The following is a 15,548-nucleotide window of genomic DNA, read 5'->3' as shown; positions in this document are numbered from 1 at the left end:
CATGTACGCCATAGCGGGTTTCAATAGGTTTATTTAATAGACCCATGGGCGCGGTAAATATTTGTTTTTCGAACTCAGCTACTGTTTGACCTTGAGTGATTTGTCCTAAATTCCCCCCTTGTTTAGAAGAGGGACAGGCTGAGTATTGTTTCGCCAAATCGTAGAATGTGGCTTTATTTTCTTTTAGTAACTCTATTAAATATTCTGCAAATTCTACTACCTTTATTCTCTCTTCAACATCCTCTGGAGGACAAGCCAGCAGGATGTGATCTACTTCTAGCAACGGTGCTGTACAAAACTTATCTTTATTTGTTATATAGTAATGATAACACTCTTCGTCAGTAGCAGATGGATAGATCCCTTCGAATTGTATTAGTTTTTCAATAATGTCATACTCTTCAGTTGGTTCAAGTTTTTTGTCTTCAGGCCAAAGAGATAAGCTTACTGCTCGTTGTTTTACGACTTCGTTAATAATTAGAGCTTCAACAGCCTTAACCATCGCTTCTCTTTTCGTTTCTGCAGGATGATACTGAACCTCCTGCATTATTATCGAAGAGTCTAGTTTAACTTCATTTATAGTGATTTCTGGAACGTCTGACACATTCATTGTACTACTCCTATAACTAGAAAAGACAAGCCTATGAAGGCTTGTCATTTTTTTATTTTTGACGCACGATTTGGTATTGCCGTGTCAAATATTCGATAGGCACACTCCAAATATGAACCAATCGACTAAATGGGAACAATAGGAACAAGGTTATTCCCCAAAAAACATGTGCACGATAAATCCAATGAACATCAGATATAAAGGTTATAGCCTCTTCCGGTCTAAAGGTTAATAAATACTTCGACCATGTCATTAAGTTTTTCATTTCTTGACCATCCATATGACCACTAGAAATGAATATAGAAAACATACCTAATATGAGTTGTAAATAAATAACTAGAACAATTGCGGTATCCATTCGTGTACTTGATGCACGAATTCTAGGATTAAACAATCTTCGGTAAACTAAATAAGTCAGACCAATAAAGCATAATACACCAAAGAAGCCGCCTGCTCCCATGGCAATTAACTGTTTAGCTTGTAGGGTAATGCCTAACATATGCCACACTTCGTAAGGTATAACTAATCCACCAAAATGACCGAAAAAAATGCCAATAATACCTATGTGAAACAGATTACTTGCTACTCGAAAATGTTTATTTGAGAGCATTTGACTTGAACCGGTTTTCCATGTGTATTGATCTTTATCATAACGAATCAAGCATCCTAAAAAAAACACAACAGATACTATATATGGATAAATACCGAAAACTAACATATCGATAAAGTTCATAGCTAGACCTCTTTTGGTTGAGTGGCTGATGCTGTCTCATTCATTGACATCCAATTTACTGGCACTTCCTGATCTTTGCGTTGATTCTCAGTTGGCCGATGCTGATTGGTTGGACATCCACCGTTAACGCTATCACCACCAAAAGTAACAGCCTCTTCTTCCCATACTTTATCTAATTCTTTAGGTGTATGATCTTCTTTTTCATTTTTAACCTGCTCTCGAAGTTCTGAGATATTAACTTTCGCACCACATAAATCCAACAGTCCCCACATTAAACTCGCATACCCTGATTCACGCTTTTCTAAACGAACAGCGAGTAAACTTAAAACGGGAATAATATCTTCTATCCAACCAATTCCTTGCTCACCTTGCGTTGACGAAAACTCAAGAAATAGAGGGAGATGATCAGGCAATTCATTATGCGCAATTTCAAGCCCTGCTTTTTCATACTGAGCGAGTAAGTCGACCATAGCTTGGCCTCGATCTCGTGATTCACCATGAATATGTTCATAAATTAATAAAGATAATGAGCGACCACGTTCAAACAACCCATCGTAGTCAGACTGCCAATCGAGTAATGGCATTTCACTGCATCGGTCTATAAAGGAAATAATCTCTTGTTTATTTCTCTTTGATAGAACACTAGATGTTACAATATCTATCAACTCATCTCGATATAATTCGATTTCTAACTCTGGATAATCTAGCAATCGACCAATTAGTGCAATAAGTTGTGAAGTATTATTTCCACTTTTTTGATTTGTCATTTTTCTTACTCCTGTATCTCTACGGGGATAACTTCACGCACCGTCTGGCTTTTACCACCAAATAGGTCAGTCTCGCCGGTCGAACACCCATTACCAAATGTAAAACCACAACCGCTTTTGATGTCGTAAGCATTTTCTGCATAACTAGTATGGCTAGTCGGGATTACGAACCTGTCTTCGTAATTTGCAAGCGCCATGACCTGATACATTTCTTCAATTTGTGCCTGAGTTAGTTTAACTGCGTCGAGAACTTCAAAATTTTCCTCACACTCAACTTGTTGACTACGCTTATACTCACGCATTGCCATCAATCGCTCAAGTGACCGTATAACAGGTTGTTCTTCACCTGCAGTTAGCAAATTAGCAAGATATTTTATCGGAATACGTAATGACTTTAGGTCAGGAAGTACACTACTTTTCTCAATTTCTCCGGCTTCAACTGCGGATTGAATTGGCGATAAAGGTGGCACATACCAAACCATCGGCAAAGTACGATACTCTGGATGAAGCGGTAACGCGACTTCCCATTCCATAGCCATTTTATAAACTGGAGACTGTTGCGCGGCTTCAATCCAATTAGCAGCTATACCTTCTTTCTCAGCTTCAGCGATCACGGCCGGATCAAAGGGATCGAGAAATATATCTCTTTGCGCTTGATAAAGATCTTTATCATTCGGTACCGATGCCGCTTGCTCAATTTTATCAGCATCGTACAACATAACACCTAAGTAACGAATGCGGCCTACACATGTTTCAGAACAAATTGTTGGTTGCCCTGCTTCAATACGTGGATAACAAAAAATACATTTTTCTGACTTACCCGTTTTCCAATTGTAATATATTTTTTTGTAAGGACACCCAGAGACACACATCCGCCATCCACGGCACTTATCTTGGTCAATAAGTACAATACCGTCCTCTTCACGTTTATAGATGGCACCACTTGGACAAGACGCAACACATGCAGGATTAAGACAGTGCTCGCATAAACGCGGTAAATACATCATAAACGTATTTTCGAACTGACCATAAATGTCTGCTTGGATTTGATCAAAGTTCTTATCTTTGCGACGTTTTTTGAATTCGGTACCTAAGATCTCCTCCCAGTTAGGCCCCCATTCAATTTTTTCCATCCGTTTTCCGGAAATCAGCGAACGGGGTCGCGCAACGGGCTGATGCTTACTTTCTCCCGCACGATGAAGGTGCTGATAATCAAAGTCAAATGGTTCGTAGTAATCGTCAATTTCAGGTAAGTCCGGGTTTGCGAATATATTAGCTAAAATCCGACGTTTCCCACCTTGTTTCGGCTCTAACTTTCCTTGCTTAGTTCGAATCCAACCACCGTTCCATTTTTCTTGATTTTCCCACTCTTTGGGATAGCCGATGCCAGGTTTAGTTTCAACATTATTAAACCACGCATACTCCATTCCTTCACGCGATGTCCATACATTTTTACAGGTAACCGAGCAAGTGTGACAGCCTATACACTTGTCGAGATTCAAAACCATGCCGATTTGAGCTCTAACTTTCATATTATTTCTCCACCTCGTGAAGATTTTCATCTAATACATCTTCACTGTCATCATCCAGCCAATCCACGCGATCCATTTTTCGAACTACTACAAACTCATCACGATTACAACCTACAGTGCCGTAATAGTTAAATCCGTAAGATTGTTGTGCATAACCCCCAATCATATGGGTTGGCTTCATAATTGCTCGAGTTACAGAGTTATGAATACCACCTCTAGTACCAGTTAGCTCGGAACCCGGTATGTTCACAATCCGCTCTTGCGCGTGATACATCATTCCCATTCCTTCGGGGACACGTTGAGAAACAACGGCTCTAGCAGCAATCGCACCATTTGCGTTAAATGCTTCGATCCAATCATTATCTTCAATGCCAGCCGCAGTCGCGTCTGTTTCTGACATCCAAATAATTGGTCCACCGCGTGATAGTGTCAGCATAAGTAAATTATCTGAATATGTGCTGTGAATCCCCCACTTCTGGTGTGGTGTAATCCAATTAAGCACAACTTCTTTATTGCCATTAGGCTTCATACCCTGCACATTTTGCGTGGTTTTCAGGTTGACCGGCGGCTTATAAAGACAGTGCATTTCACCAAAATCACGCATCCATTGGTGATCTTGATAAAATTGTTGCCGACCTGTAATCGTACGCCAAGGAATTAGCTCGTGAACATTGGTATACCCAGCATTGTAAGAAACATGCTCGTCTTCTAACCCGGACCAAGTCGGTGAGCTAATAATTTTACGTGGTTGCGCGACAATATCTCTAAATCGAAGTTTCTCTTCTTCTTTAGGCTTGGCTAAGTGAGTATGATCAAGACCGGTAACTTTACTAATTGACTCCCAAGCCTTGACAGCTACTTGTCCATTTGTCTCCGGCGCTAATGATAAAACGACTTCTGCTGCGTCAATGGCTGATTCAATTTTTGGTCTGCCTTGGTTAACACCTGGTTTAATGTGCTTTTTATTCAACTCACCTAAGAATTTAACTTCGTCTTGTGTATTCCAATTAATCCCCTTACCACCGTTTCCTAGTGTATCCAGGAGTGGTCCTAATGACGTGAACTTTGCATAGGTATTCGGATAATCTCGCTCCACCATCATCATATTTGGCGCTGTCTTGCCAGGAATGAGATCACACTCTCCTTTCCACCACGCCTTAATGTCGAATGGCTGGGCTAGTTCACCAGGAGTATCATGTTGCATAGGCACGGTGACAATATCTTGTTCTACACCTAAGTGTCCTTCGCACTGTTGGGAGAAAGATTTTGCAATCCCTTTGAAAATTTCCCAATCACTTTTTGATTGCCAAACAGGATCCACAGCTTTAGATAAAGGATGAATAAATGGATGCATATCGGACGTATTCAAATCGTCCTTTTCATACCAAGTTGCGGTAGGTAGAACAATATCTGAATACAAACAAGTTGTAGACATTCTGAAGTCTAGTGTAACTAAAAGATCAATCTTTCCTTCAGGTGCACTATCACGCCATTTTATATCTTCAGGCTTCTCTTCCCCTTCCTCGCCTAAGTCTTTACCAAGCAAGCCGTGCTTGGTGCCCAGAAGGTGACGAAGCATATATTCATGACCTTTCCCTGAAGATCCAAGTAAATTAGACCGCCAGATAAACATGTTTCGAGGATAGTTTTTTGGATTGTCAGGATCTAAACAGGCAAATTCTAAGCTTCCTGCTTTTAATTGATCCACCGTATAATCTACCGGATCTTGCCCTTGCTCATGTGCATCTCGGCACACCTTCAAGGGATTTTTACTCAACTGTGGCGCTGACGGCAGCCAACCCATGCGTTCTGCACGTGAATTAAAGTCTATGATCGAGCCCTCCCAATCTTTTTTATTAGATAAAGGAGAGACAATTTCACTCATATGTAGCTTTTCATAACGCCACTGATCAGAATGTGCATAAAAGAAGGATGTGCCATTCATATGACGAGGTGGGCGACTCCAATCCAAACCAAATGCTAAAGGCTGCCAACCTGTTTGTGGACGAAGTTTTTCTTGACCTACATAGTGAGCCCAACCACCACCGCTTTGTCCAATACAACCGCACATGATTAGCATATTGATTAAACCACGATAGTTCATGTCCATGTTGTACCAGTGATTCAAACCAGCACCGACAATGATCATGGAACGACCACGTGTTTTTGCTGCAGTGTCAGCAAATTCATTTGCAATTTTAATCACATCATTTTGGGGAACGCCTGTTATTTGTTCCTGCCAAGCTGGCGTATAGGCAAGATTATCGCTATAGGATTGTGCGCAATTCGGATCATCATATCCATTGTCAACACCATAGTTAGCAAGCGTTAAGTCAAATACAGTAGTGACCCAAGCTTCCGACTTATCGGCAAGCTTGATCTTTTTAGCCGGGATACGATGCGTTGTTACTTCATCATGAACTGTATGTTGGAAGTAGCCAAGTTCATGTTCATTGCCCCCAAAATATGGGAAATTTACGGTAATAATCTCATCGTGATCATCTTTTAAGCTCAGGCGGAGTTTCACATCACGATTCGTTGCACCATCACGTTGCTCAAGATTCCATTTAGCATCGCGTTCCCCCCATCGATAGCCAATCGAGCCTTTCGGCGACGTGAGCATATTTGATGACTCATCAATTGCAATGGTTTTCCACTCGGGGTTATTGTCTTGTCCAGCTTTGTCATCCAAGTCACTCGCACGAAGGAACCTCCCTTGCTGCAGACCTCCTTTTTCGGACGGTTCCAACATGACGAGCATTGGCATATCCGAATAACGTCGTACATAATCATCGAAATACTGTGTTGTTTTGTTGACATAAAACTCTTTAAGAATGACATGTCCGAATGCCATGCTTAGTGCGGCGTCGGTTCCTTGCTTGGGTGCTAACCATTGATCGGTAAGTTTAGCCACCTCAGAATAATCAGGGGTAATGCCAATTACTTTCGTCCCTTTATATCGCACTTCAGTTAAGAAGTGAGCGTCGGGTGTGCGTGTTTGTGGAACATTCGACCCCCAACACATAATATAATTTGAGTTGTACCAATCCGCTGACTCGGGGACATCAGTTTGCTCTCCCCAAACTTGCGGTGATGCAGGAGGAAGGTCGCAATACCAGTCATAGAAACTTAAGCAATTACCACCGATTAATGACAGATAACGTGCACCTGCCGCATATGAAATCATCGACATCGCTGGGATAGGCGAGAATCCAAAGATACGATCGGGCCCATACTCTTTGGCCGTGTAGACATTAGACGCACCAATGATTTCGTAGACTTCATCCCAGTGCGCGCGAACGAACCCACCCATACCACGTTTTTCTTTATATTCTCGTGTTTTTGTGGGATTAGTAACAATTGACTCCCAAGCGTCTACAGGGTTGGCATGCTGCTTTTTTGCTTCACGCCATAGTTTAATTAAGCGCTTACGAATTTTGGGGTATTTAAGTCTATTCGCACTATATATGTACCATGAATAACTCGCACCGCGTGGGCAACCTCGAGGCTCATGATTAGGAAGGTCAGGACGAGTTCTAGGATAATCGGTTTGTTGCGTTTCCCACGTTACAAGTCCATTCTTGACATAGATTTTCCAACTGCATGAACCGGTACAGTTGACGCCGTGAGTTGAACGTACAACCTTATCATGCTGCCAACGTTGCCTATAACTGTCTTCCCACTGGCGGGGCTCTTGCGTTGTCACGCCATGACCTTCAGAAAAGTTTTCTCTTTTCTGGGTAAAATAACGTAGCCGATTTAGAAAGTGGCTCATGCCTGACTCCTTTTCGATGGCTTAACTAGTAAACGGTTAACGTGATACGTTAAACTGCGACTAATCCTAAACTCGTTTTCGAATGTACTCTGTGTATATAAGTAGACGTCAAGTGCAGGTATTATGCAATACGGTAAAAACAGCAAAAAACAGACAACTACCCATAAAGGGGTATGAGTGAGTATCTAGTAAAAAACTTGATTTTCAATACAATAGACAACTTAGAAAGCAAATAGACGGACTGTATTATTATGACCAATTACTTAGAGGTAACCCCTGATGAGCAGGGTATAAACCGTTCTATTGGTATTTTCGACTCTCTCGTATTCAAAATCGGATCTTTATTGATAATGATTAGCATTATCGCCTTGGTCAGTATGGTCTCAGCCGTGTATATTTCAGATAATGCACAGACTGATGCTCATGCAATAAATTTATCTGGTTCAATGCGTATGCAATCCTATCTTATTTTGAATAAGAAAATAACCAATAATAAATCTGAAGAAATAGACCGTTTAATAAGTGATTTTGAGAAAAAATTGTCTAATCCTGTACTAATGCAAGCTACTAAAAAAACGGAAAAGAAAAAATTACATGACGCTATCTGGTACGATTGGAACAATGAAATTAAGCCGCTAATTTTAGATTCACATCTAACAAATCAAAAACTGAATAAGCTAGAAAAAAAATTAAACGATCTCGTTGCTAACATCGACCATCTAGTAAAAACTTATCAAGTACATGCTGAAGACAACAACCGTTTGATCAGACAAATACAAGCCGCATCTCTTTTAATTACAATCTCATTTATATTCTTAGCGATTTATATGGTCAACCATCTCATTAGACGCCCACTCTCAGATTTAAYGATAATAGCGACTAAAATAGGTCAAGGTGACTACACAGTTCAAGCTGATGAGCATGGTCATGACGAACTATCAATTCTTGCCAAAACCATTAACAGAATGGTTAGAGCTATTAATGACTCACATATTCGCATGGAAGAGAAAGTGCGAAAAAAAACAAAGCAGCTAGAAAGAACCAATGAGTCTATTCAACTACTTTACTCTATTTCCAATAAATCCAATCACTCCCATGGAAGCAATATTGATTTTCAACCACATCTTTCGAAACTGTCAGAAGTAACAGGTATTGAAGGGTTAGAGCTATGTCTGATGACAGAAAATGGCACCAAACCCTACCATCATTTAAATACTAAAAAGAGTATCTTGCCATTGAGCTGCCGCAATCGAGATTGCAGTGATTGTGTAAGCTTCGATAGTCCGCTGGAATCCGAGGAAGCCTACACATTTCCTCTCGTCTATGATCATAATCATTTCGGTGTATTGAACTGTGTACCTCGTAACCATGAACCACTCCATCCTTGGCAATCACAGCTTATTCAGTCTGTTGCAGAGCAGTTCGCGATTACATTAAGTTTAAAACATCGCCAAGACGAGGGACGGCGATTAGCACTCGCTCGTGAACGTACCGTTATCGCGCGTGAGTTACATGACTCTCTCGCACAAGCACTGTCCTACTTAAAAATACAGGTTGCTGTATTACAAAAAGGACTCACTGATCCGTCGGTTGATATCAGTATCGAGAATACGATTTCAGATATAAAAACTGCGTTAAATGGTGCATACAAGGAACTCAGAGAACTGTTGACCACTTTCAGATTAAAACTTGAGGGTAGTAACTTACACGAGGCACTCCAGGAAAGCTTTAAACAATTATCAGATCGTTTCAGTGATAAAGAAATTAAATTTAATAATGAAATTAAAAATATGCCTTTTTCGGCTACTGAGCAAGTTCACCTACTACAAATCGCTAGAGAAGCAGTACAGAATGCCATTCATCATTCCGAAGGAAGTAAAATCGTTATTCTTCTTACAAGTCGCAAAAAAAATGGTTACGTCACTTTGTTAATTCATGATGACGGGATCGGAATTGATACATCAGCCAAAAAAGAAAACCACTATGGTCTTGCTATTATGAAGGAAAGGAGTAGAAGCTTAAAAGGCACGCTTACAATTGGTAATCACGCAAAAGGTGGTACAGAGGTTAGATTTGACTTCCAACCTGAATTTAACATTCCTTTAGATGTAGAGAAAACTTATGACTGAAAATTCATCAATTGGGACGATCTTAATGGTCGATGATCACCCTGTTTTTCGCAGAGGTTTGTCGCAACTCTTTTCATTGGATAATGACTTAAAAGTGGTTGGAGAAGCTGACTCTGGCTATGATGCGGTCGGATTGGTAACAGAGCTCGACCCAGACTTAGTAACGTTAGATCTTAATATGGACGGCATGAATGGATTAGAAACGATACGAGCACTCAGAGATTCTGGTTATACAGGACGCATTATCATGTTAACTGTCTCTGACCAAGATGATGATGTTGTCGAAGCGATAAGGTTAGGTGTTGACGGATATTTACTAAAAGATATGGATCCTGACGATATCGTTGAGTCCATTAAGCAAGCGGCTGTGGGAAAAATGGCAATCAGTCCTAAACTCACACAAACACTTGCGGGCGCACTACGCCAGCCTGCTCCCCACAGTGACCAGCGAACATTGTCAAGCCTCACCGCCAGAGAAAAAGAAATCATCAAATTGATCGCAAAAGGACTGAGTAACAAGCTTATTGCCAGAGAGCTAGATATATCTGATGGGACAGTCAAAGTGCATGTAAAGCACCTACTAAAAAAGTTAAACCTACGCTCCCGAGTAGAAGCCGCGGTTTGGATGGTTAACGAAGATAAAGAGGTTTGAAATGGAATGCTGTAACGAAGCATCGGTATTAACAGTCGAAGATGCGCAAGAAAAAATCGTAGATGCTATTGAGTTTAAAAACAAAACTGAAATCGTTCAGTTAGACATTGCGGGTGGTCGGTACCTCGCTGAGGATATTTTTGCACCCTTTGATACGCCTTTTTGTGATAATTCAGCAATGGACGGATTTGGATTTATTCATGACGATTTCAAGCGTCATAGTGAATTTAAAGAAGTTGGGGAGTCATTAGCTGGGCATCCCTTTAGGGGCTCCATCAAAAGCGGTGAATGCATAAGAATTATGACGGGGGCTACGGTTCCAGAAGGAATAGACACTGTTGTAATGAGAGAAAAAGTCACAGTTCAAGGAAAAAGGATCCAGGTACATTCCACCCCTCAAGCCGGGCAAAATATCAGATTAAAAGGAGAAGATATAAAAGAAGGGCAAGTTGTACTCAAAAAAAATAAAAAGATCAATGCTGCCGATATAGCTATTATGGCAACGTTTGGTATGAGAGAAGTCAATGTATACCAACCTGTCACCATCGCTATCTTCTCAACCGGTGATGAAATAATCTCAGTCAATAAGACCAAAGCCCCTGGACTTATTTATGACTCAAACAAACCAATGCTTATTCACTTACTCAAAGCCTCTGGGTTTAACATTTTAGATCTTGGCATCATTCCTGATGATAAAAAAGCGATAGAAACAGCAATCAAAAAAGCAGAGGATGCTGACGCGATAATAACATCGGGAGGTGTATCGGTTGGAGATGCAGACTTCACAACAGAAGTACTCAAAGAACAAGGTGACATTGATTTTTGGAAATTAGCTATCAAGCCAGGTAAACCGTTTGCTTTTGGACATGTGGGAGCTACCCCATTTTTCGGTTTACCAGGTAATCCAGTATCGGCATTGCTCACCTGTCAGATCCTAGCTATTCCAGGTTTATTAAAGCTGAGCGGTAGTTCCACCATTTACCCACAATGGCTCACCGCCACATTAACCACATCGCTAAAAAAACGTCCTGGGCGCACAGATTACCAACGTGGTATTTATTCAATAAACGAGCAAGGACAATTAAGCGTCGCAAGCTCAGGGGCACAAGGCTCGGCATTACTTATGTCTGTATGCAAAGCTAACTGCCTCATTCGCTTACCGAAAGATAGTGAGGATGTCGCGGAGGGGGTCAGTGTTGAGGTGCTTCCCTTTGCCTTCATTCCCGGTTTATAAGACTAAGGGGTGACTAGATGACGTCACCCTAATTTCCATTATAGACGCCAGCGCAAAGCCGCTTGTTTGTCTGAAGGTTTAGCGCTTACCCACACCCAACCTTGTTCCTCAATGTTTTCTTTTTTCCATAAAGGTACTGATATTTTTAGCTGGTCCATAATAAAGCTGGCTGCCTCGAAGCTATCTTTTCTATGTTTGCTGGACACACCAACAAATACAATTGGCTCACAAAGCCCAATCACACCTATGCGATGCACAATAGAAATCTTTTCTACTGCACTCCATCTAAGCTGGACCTCCTCGGTAATTTCCATCATTGCTTTGTTTGTCATTGATAGATAGCTTTCTAAATATATCTCTTTGACACTTCGGTTTTTCTCAGAACTCCCACGCACTCGGCCAACAAAGGTAACAATGGCACCGCATTCGCTGCTGCTCTCAGTCAGTGCTTGAGTAAGCTGATTTATATCTAGGTGATCTTCTTGAATCCTATACATAATTAGCCCCCAGTAACTGGCGGGAAAAACGCGACTTCATCATTTTTATTGATCGAAAAGTCGCTCTCTACAATCGTATGATTGACCGCGGATATTACATCAAGATCATTAAGCCATAAAAAAGCTGTGTTCTGTTCGATTAGATGTTTTATCAATTCAGAAACAGGTAGAGGAGTTGGTACCTCAAGGCTAATGACACTTTCACCTATCCTTTCTCTTAGCAAACCGAAAAACCTGATTTCAATCATAACCCATTCCTCTGTCTATACTACCAGACTGTCCACCAGATTTATGTCGTACGTGAACCCCTTCGATAATCATGTTTTTATCGGCAGCTTTGCACATATCAAACAAGGTAAGCGCCGCTACCGAAACACCGGTTAATGCTTCCATCTCAACCCCTGTTTTGCCATCTAAAATACAACCACAAGTAATTTGAATACCGTTAGGAAGGAGCTCAAAGTCCATCCATATTTTTGATAGATTCAGTTGATGACACAGTGGGATAAGGTCAGAGCATTTTTTTGCTGCTTGGATCCCTGCTATCCTGGCAGTTGAAAGGACATCCCCTTTTTTAATCTGATTCTCTTTGATGCTATTTACAGTCGATGGAGACATTTTTAAAGTTCCGATCGCAACTGCCTCTCGCCTCGTTATCCCTTTGTTGCTGACATCGACCATATTTGCTTGGCCTGTGGCATTGATATGACTAAACTCACACATAATTAGCCTCTCGACACACATTCATTCGCATCAGCAATGTGAGGAACAAAATTACATGGGCCATGTTCGGCATCCAACTGTTCCTTGATTAGCGTTTTCCAACCTGTTTTACATGCACCTGTCGATCCAGGTAGAGCGAATATGATCGTTCTATTCGCGATACCTGCTACACAACGAGATTGAATGGTCGAGGTGCCAATTTCTTGATAAGACACCAACCTAAATATTTCACCAAACCCTTCAACTTCCTTGTCGAAAAGAGGCTTAATTGCTTCTGGTGTCGAATCTCGATCACTAAACCCTGTCCCACCAGTAATTATTATGGCAGAGATAGAATCGTCAGCTATCCATCTAGACACAGCCGCTCTAATATCATAGATACTATCACGCACGATTAGGTGTTCATTAACACGGTGACCGGCCTCTTTTACCGATAAAGATAGAAAATTACCTGAGGTGTCATTACAGCTTTTTCGGGTATCTGAAACAGTTAACACCGCTACATTTAAAGGAACAAAGTTTGATGTATGATCAGCCATTTATACTCTCCAATAGGTGTTTCGCATAGTGCCATTCTTCGGGTGTATTACAATTGTGTAGTTCATCATGATTGACACATAACTCACCTGAACTGACTGCGAGTTTGTCACACGCACGATTAACAGAAAGCTCTCTATTTTCCTTAAGAACGTGATTGATGATTTCTTTTTCTCTTTTACTGTTCATGAGAACTAAAGGAAAAACATTACTTTTAGATACTTTTTTTGATTCATTTTTTTTCTTAACTTCACGAATCAAAGAGGTTATTGTCAATGAAGTTATAAGTGGCATGTCTATAGGTATAAAAACGAGAATAGATTGAGGGAAATAAATCATTGCAGAATAAATACCCCCCAAAGGACCTCGATTTGAATATATATCGCGTATATCGCTATACTCTTTTTCACCTGCGCAAATAATAACCTCATCGCATATTGACTGTCTCAGTATGGTAGCTTGTCTTTCAACAAGGGGCTGGGCACCATAAGCAAGAAGTGCTTTATCTTCCCCCATCCTTTTAGACAGGCCACCCGCCAGTACCACACCGACAACCTTTATCTCTTTATCATTGCTCATGATACTAACCGCCTAACATCGCCAGGTTTTTTGTCATTCCACTATTATCATGATGTAATAAATGGCTCTCACGCTTATACTGGAGCAATGCTTCGATCTGTTCTTTCGTACCAACAATATCTCCTCGACACAAATTGTCTCGAAGACTTGATGCGCTACTAGCAAAAAGACATAGGTGTAAATTTCCGGTAGAAGAAACCCGAAGTCGATTACAAGACTTACAAAACTCTTCACTATAGGGCATGATCAAGCCAATTTTTCCTGTATAGTCAGGGTGAGAGTATTCATCTGCTGGACCTGCATTCGCTTCTTTTTGTGTCTTTTTCCAACCTTGCTCAATAAGACGATTTTGCAGCACCTGTCCACTTACGTGTTGACTTCGGTGAAAATCGCTATTGTCGCCGGTACGCATCAGCTCAATAAAACGCCAAGTAACTTCCTTATCTTTTGTAAAGGCTAAAAACTGTTCCCACTGGTCTAAGTTGTATTGTTTCATCAATACAGTGTTAATTTTCACGTTATCCAAACCACTATCTAGAGCGAGATCAATGGTATCAAGGACCGAGTGCAGCTTTTGCTTCCCCGTTATGGCTCGAAACTGATATGGATTTAATGAGTCAGCACTAATGTTTAACGCTGAAAGTCCTGACTTGATATATTTAGGTAGAGTTTTGGGAAGATTAAAGGCGTTAGACGTCATCGCCACTTTCTTTATGCCACTTGTGGATGCAGCAATAGCGATGATATCACAAAGATCTTTTCTTAATGTTGGCTCACCACCTGTTATTCTAATTTTAGAGGTTCCCAAAAGAGAAAAGGCATGCAGTAAAGTTTCTATCTCAAATAGTGACAGTTCGTTTTTGCCAGCATTGCAATCATTACCATTGGGTAGGCAGTAGTTGCAACGGAAATTACATAAATCTGTTACCGATAGGCGTAGATACTCGAACCTACGACCAAATGCGTCATATAGCATGTCAACACCTTTCCAAATCCGGGAGGCTGGCTGGTTTCCCAAGCCAACCCGGTAGCATCCACTAAATACTACGGCTCATTGCTCATATACAAATACGGGTGTACCTTGTACGTAGACGACAATGTGCTTCGGGTTGATTAAAGTCTTACTATAGTCTCTGATGTACCAAAACTATATAGTCCTTTATGTATACCCACAAAGGAGTATCGGACAAGTCATTGATTTGTTTGCTTCTTGGCTAAAAGTAGCACTAGAGTTAGTTTCAAAATAAGTAAAAATGAAATGAATAAAGACATGTCTGGATAAAACATAATAATCGACGTAGGAATAAACATTGAGAATAATGCGCTCAGTGCCCCACTCACACCAAAAAACGAAAACACATTCTTATGCATACGACTCACCTCTTCTTCATATAAGGAAGAGGAAACAGACATAGCTATTCCTGACTCAACCCCCAAGACAAACATAAATAATAAATAAAATGAAATGTATAAAACAAAAGATCCTTCTACACTAAAACCTGTCATAAATATTAAAAGGCATACTACGACGAAAACTGCATTTATAATAAACAGCCGCTTAATATCGGATCCTCTCTCAGTAATAAAATTACCGAAAGCTTTCCCAACAACGCCCATGATCGGGACAAAAAAAGCATAATCTAGTGGATTTACACTTTTAAAGTAAAGCCGAGTAATAAATGGGAATACAAACGTTGCTCCCAATAAAAAAGCGAGCGAACTGCCATATATAATAGCTGAAAAAAATTCTTTATTATTTAGATCACAAGTAAATACTTTATCT

General features: G+C 40.6%; 15 protein-coding genes and 1 riboswitch. Of the genes, 3 read left to right on the top strand and 12 right to left on the bottom strand.

Going from position 1 to position 15,548, the window contains the following annotated elements:
• The 5 genes from BZG78_RS14635 to BZG78_RS14615 form a co-directional block, all read right to left on the bottom strand.
• Positions 1-607 (bottom strand): peptidylprolyl isomerase (locus BZG78_RS14635; protein WP_077661620.1); only part of this gene is annotated, 607 nt, incomplete at its 3' end.
• A gap of 52 nt (positions 608-659) precedes the next feature.
• Entirely contained in the window at positions 660-1,340 is a 681-nt protein-coding gene (gene narI / locus BZG78_RS14630) for a respiratory nitrate reductase subunit gamma (RefSeq protein WP_021022864.1), read from the bottom strand.
• Positions 1,341-1,342: 2 nt separating this feature from the next.
• Positions 1,343-2,107 carry a nitrate reductase molybdenum cofactor assembly chaperone gene (gene narJ / locus BZG78_RS14625; protein ID WP_077661619.1) on the bottom strand — a complete coding sequence of 255 codons (765 nt, stop codon included), beginning with the start codon at positions 2,105-2,107 and terminating at the stop codon, positions 1,343-1,345.
• Positions 2,108-2,112: 5 nt separating this feature from the next.
• Complete coding sequence (gene narH, locus BZG78_RS14620; protein ID WP_021022862.1) at positions 2,113-3,639, bottom strand: nitrate reductase subunit beta; 1,527 nt, start codon at positions 3,637-3,639, stop codon at positions 2,113-2,115.
• 1 nt (position 3,640) lies between these two features.
• A complete protein-coding gene (locus BZG78_RS14615) occupies positions 3,641-7,414 on the bottom strand; it encodes a nitrate reductase subunit alpha (protein WP_021022861.1) in 3,774 nt (1,257 codons plus the stop codon).
• Between the two features lie 251 nt (positions 7,415-7,665).
• On the opposite strand from BZG78_RS14615, the gene BZG78_RS14610 reads away from it, so the two are divergent.
• From BZG78_RS14610 to glp, 3 genes are read left to right on the top strand one after another with little or no spacing between them, the layout of a single operon-like run.
• On the top strand, positions 7,666-9,543 hold the full coding sequence (locus BZG78_RS14610; protein ID WP_077661618.1) for a histidine kinase: 1,878 nt from the start codon (positions 7,666-7,668) through the stop codon (positions 9,541-9,543).
• The gene (narL, locus tag BZG78_RS14605; RefSeq protein ID WP_021022858.1) at positions 9,536-10,195 is read left to right on the top strand and encodes a two-component system response regulator NarL; all 660 of its coding nucleotides are present in this window, start codon (positions 9,536-9,538) and stop codon (positions 10,193-10,195) included. Before BZG78_RS14610 ends, narL begins: the two co-directional genes overlap by 8 nt.
• Before the next feature lies 1 nt (position 10,196).
• The gene (gene glp, locus BZG78_RS14600) at positions 10,197-11,429 is read left to right on the top strand and encodes a gephyrin-like molybdotransferase Glp (RefSeq protein WP_021022857.1); all 1,233 of its coding nucleotides are present in this window, start codon (positions 10,197-10,199) and stop codon (positions 11,427-11,429) included.
• A 38-nt stretch (positions 11,430-11,467) separates the two neighbouring features.
• Here the strand turns inward: glp and BZG78_RS14595 are convergent, their stop codons facing one another.
• The 7 genes from BZG78_RS14595 to BZG78_RS15445 form a co-directional block, all read right to left on the bottom strand.
• The gene (locus BZG78_RS14595) at positions 11,468-11,926 is read right to left on the bottom strand and encodes a molybdenum cofactor biosynthesis protein MoaE (protein ID WP_021022856.1); all 459 of its coding nucleotides are present in this window, start codon (positions 11,924-11,926) and stop codon (positions 11,468-11,470) included.
• Positions 11,927-11,928: 2 nt separating this feature from the next.
• Positions 11,929-12,174: a MoaD/ThiS family protein gene (locus BZG78_RS14590; RefSeq protein ID WP_021022855.1), complete on the bottom strand. Its 246-nt coding sequence runs from the start codon at positions 12,172-12,174 to the stop codon at positions 11,929-11,931.
• Positions 12,167-12,649, bottom strand: a complete 483-nt coding sequence (gene moaC, locus BZG78_RS14585) for a cyclic pyranopterin monophosphate synthase MoaC (RefSeq protein ID WP_077661617.1) — start codon at positions 12,647-12,649, stop codon at positions 12,167-12,169. The genes BZG78_RS14590 and moaC overlap by 8 nt, the downstream gene beginning before the upstream one ends.
• A 2-nt stretch (positions 12,650-12,651) precedes the next feature.
• Positions 12,652-13,188 carry a molybdenum cofactor biosynthesis protein B gene (gene moaB, locus BZG78_RS14580; RefSeq protein ID WP_021022853.1) on the bottom strand — a complete coding sequence of 179 codons (537 nt, stop codon included), beginning with the start codon at positions 13,186-13,188 and terminating at the stop codon, positions 12,652-12,654.
• On the bottom strand, positions 13,181-13,765 hold the full coding sequence (locus tag BZG78_RS14575; RefSeq protein ID WP_077661616.1) for a molybdenum cofactor guanylyltransferase: 585 nt from the start codon (positions 13,763-13,765) through the stop codon (positions 13,181-13,183). Before BZG78_RS14575 ends, moaB begins: the two co-directional genes overlap by 8 nt.
• Before the next feature lie 4 nt (positions 13,766-13,769).
• Positions 13,770-14,741, bottom strand: coding sequence for a GTP 3',8-cyclase MoaA (moaA, locus tag BZG78_RS14570; RefSeq protein ID WP_021022851.1), 972 nt, complete (start codon positions 14,739-14,741; stop codon positions 13,770-13,772).
• Positions 14,733-14,886: riboswitch (molybdenum cofactor riboswitch) on the bottom strand. Its footprint overlaps the gene before it by 9 nt.
• Positions 14,887-14,956: 70 nt before the next feature.
• Positions 14,957-15,548, bottom strand: a 592-nt coding sequence (locus BZG78_RS15445; RefSeq protein ID WP_158011811.1) for a hypothetical protein, incomplete at its 5' end; no start/stop codon positions are given.

Origin of the sequence: Salinivibrio sp. MA351 (assembly GCF_001996065.1) — a bacterium.
Taxonomy (GTDB): Bacteria; Pseudomonadota; Gammaproteobacteria; order Enterobacterales; family Vibrionaceae; genus Salinivibrio; species Salinivibrio costicola.
Note: the sequence above shows the minus strand (reverse complement) of the source record. Positions and strands in the feature narration are given on the sequence as shown.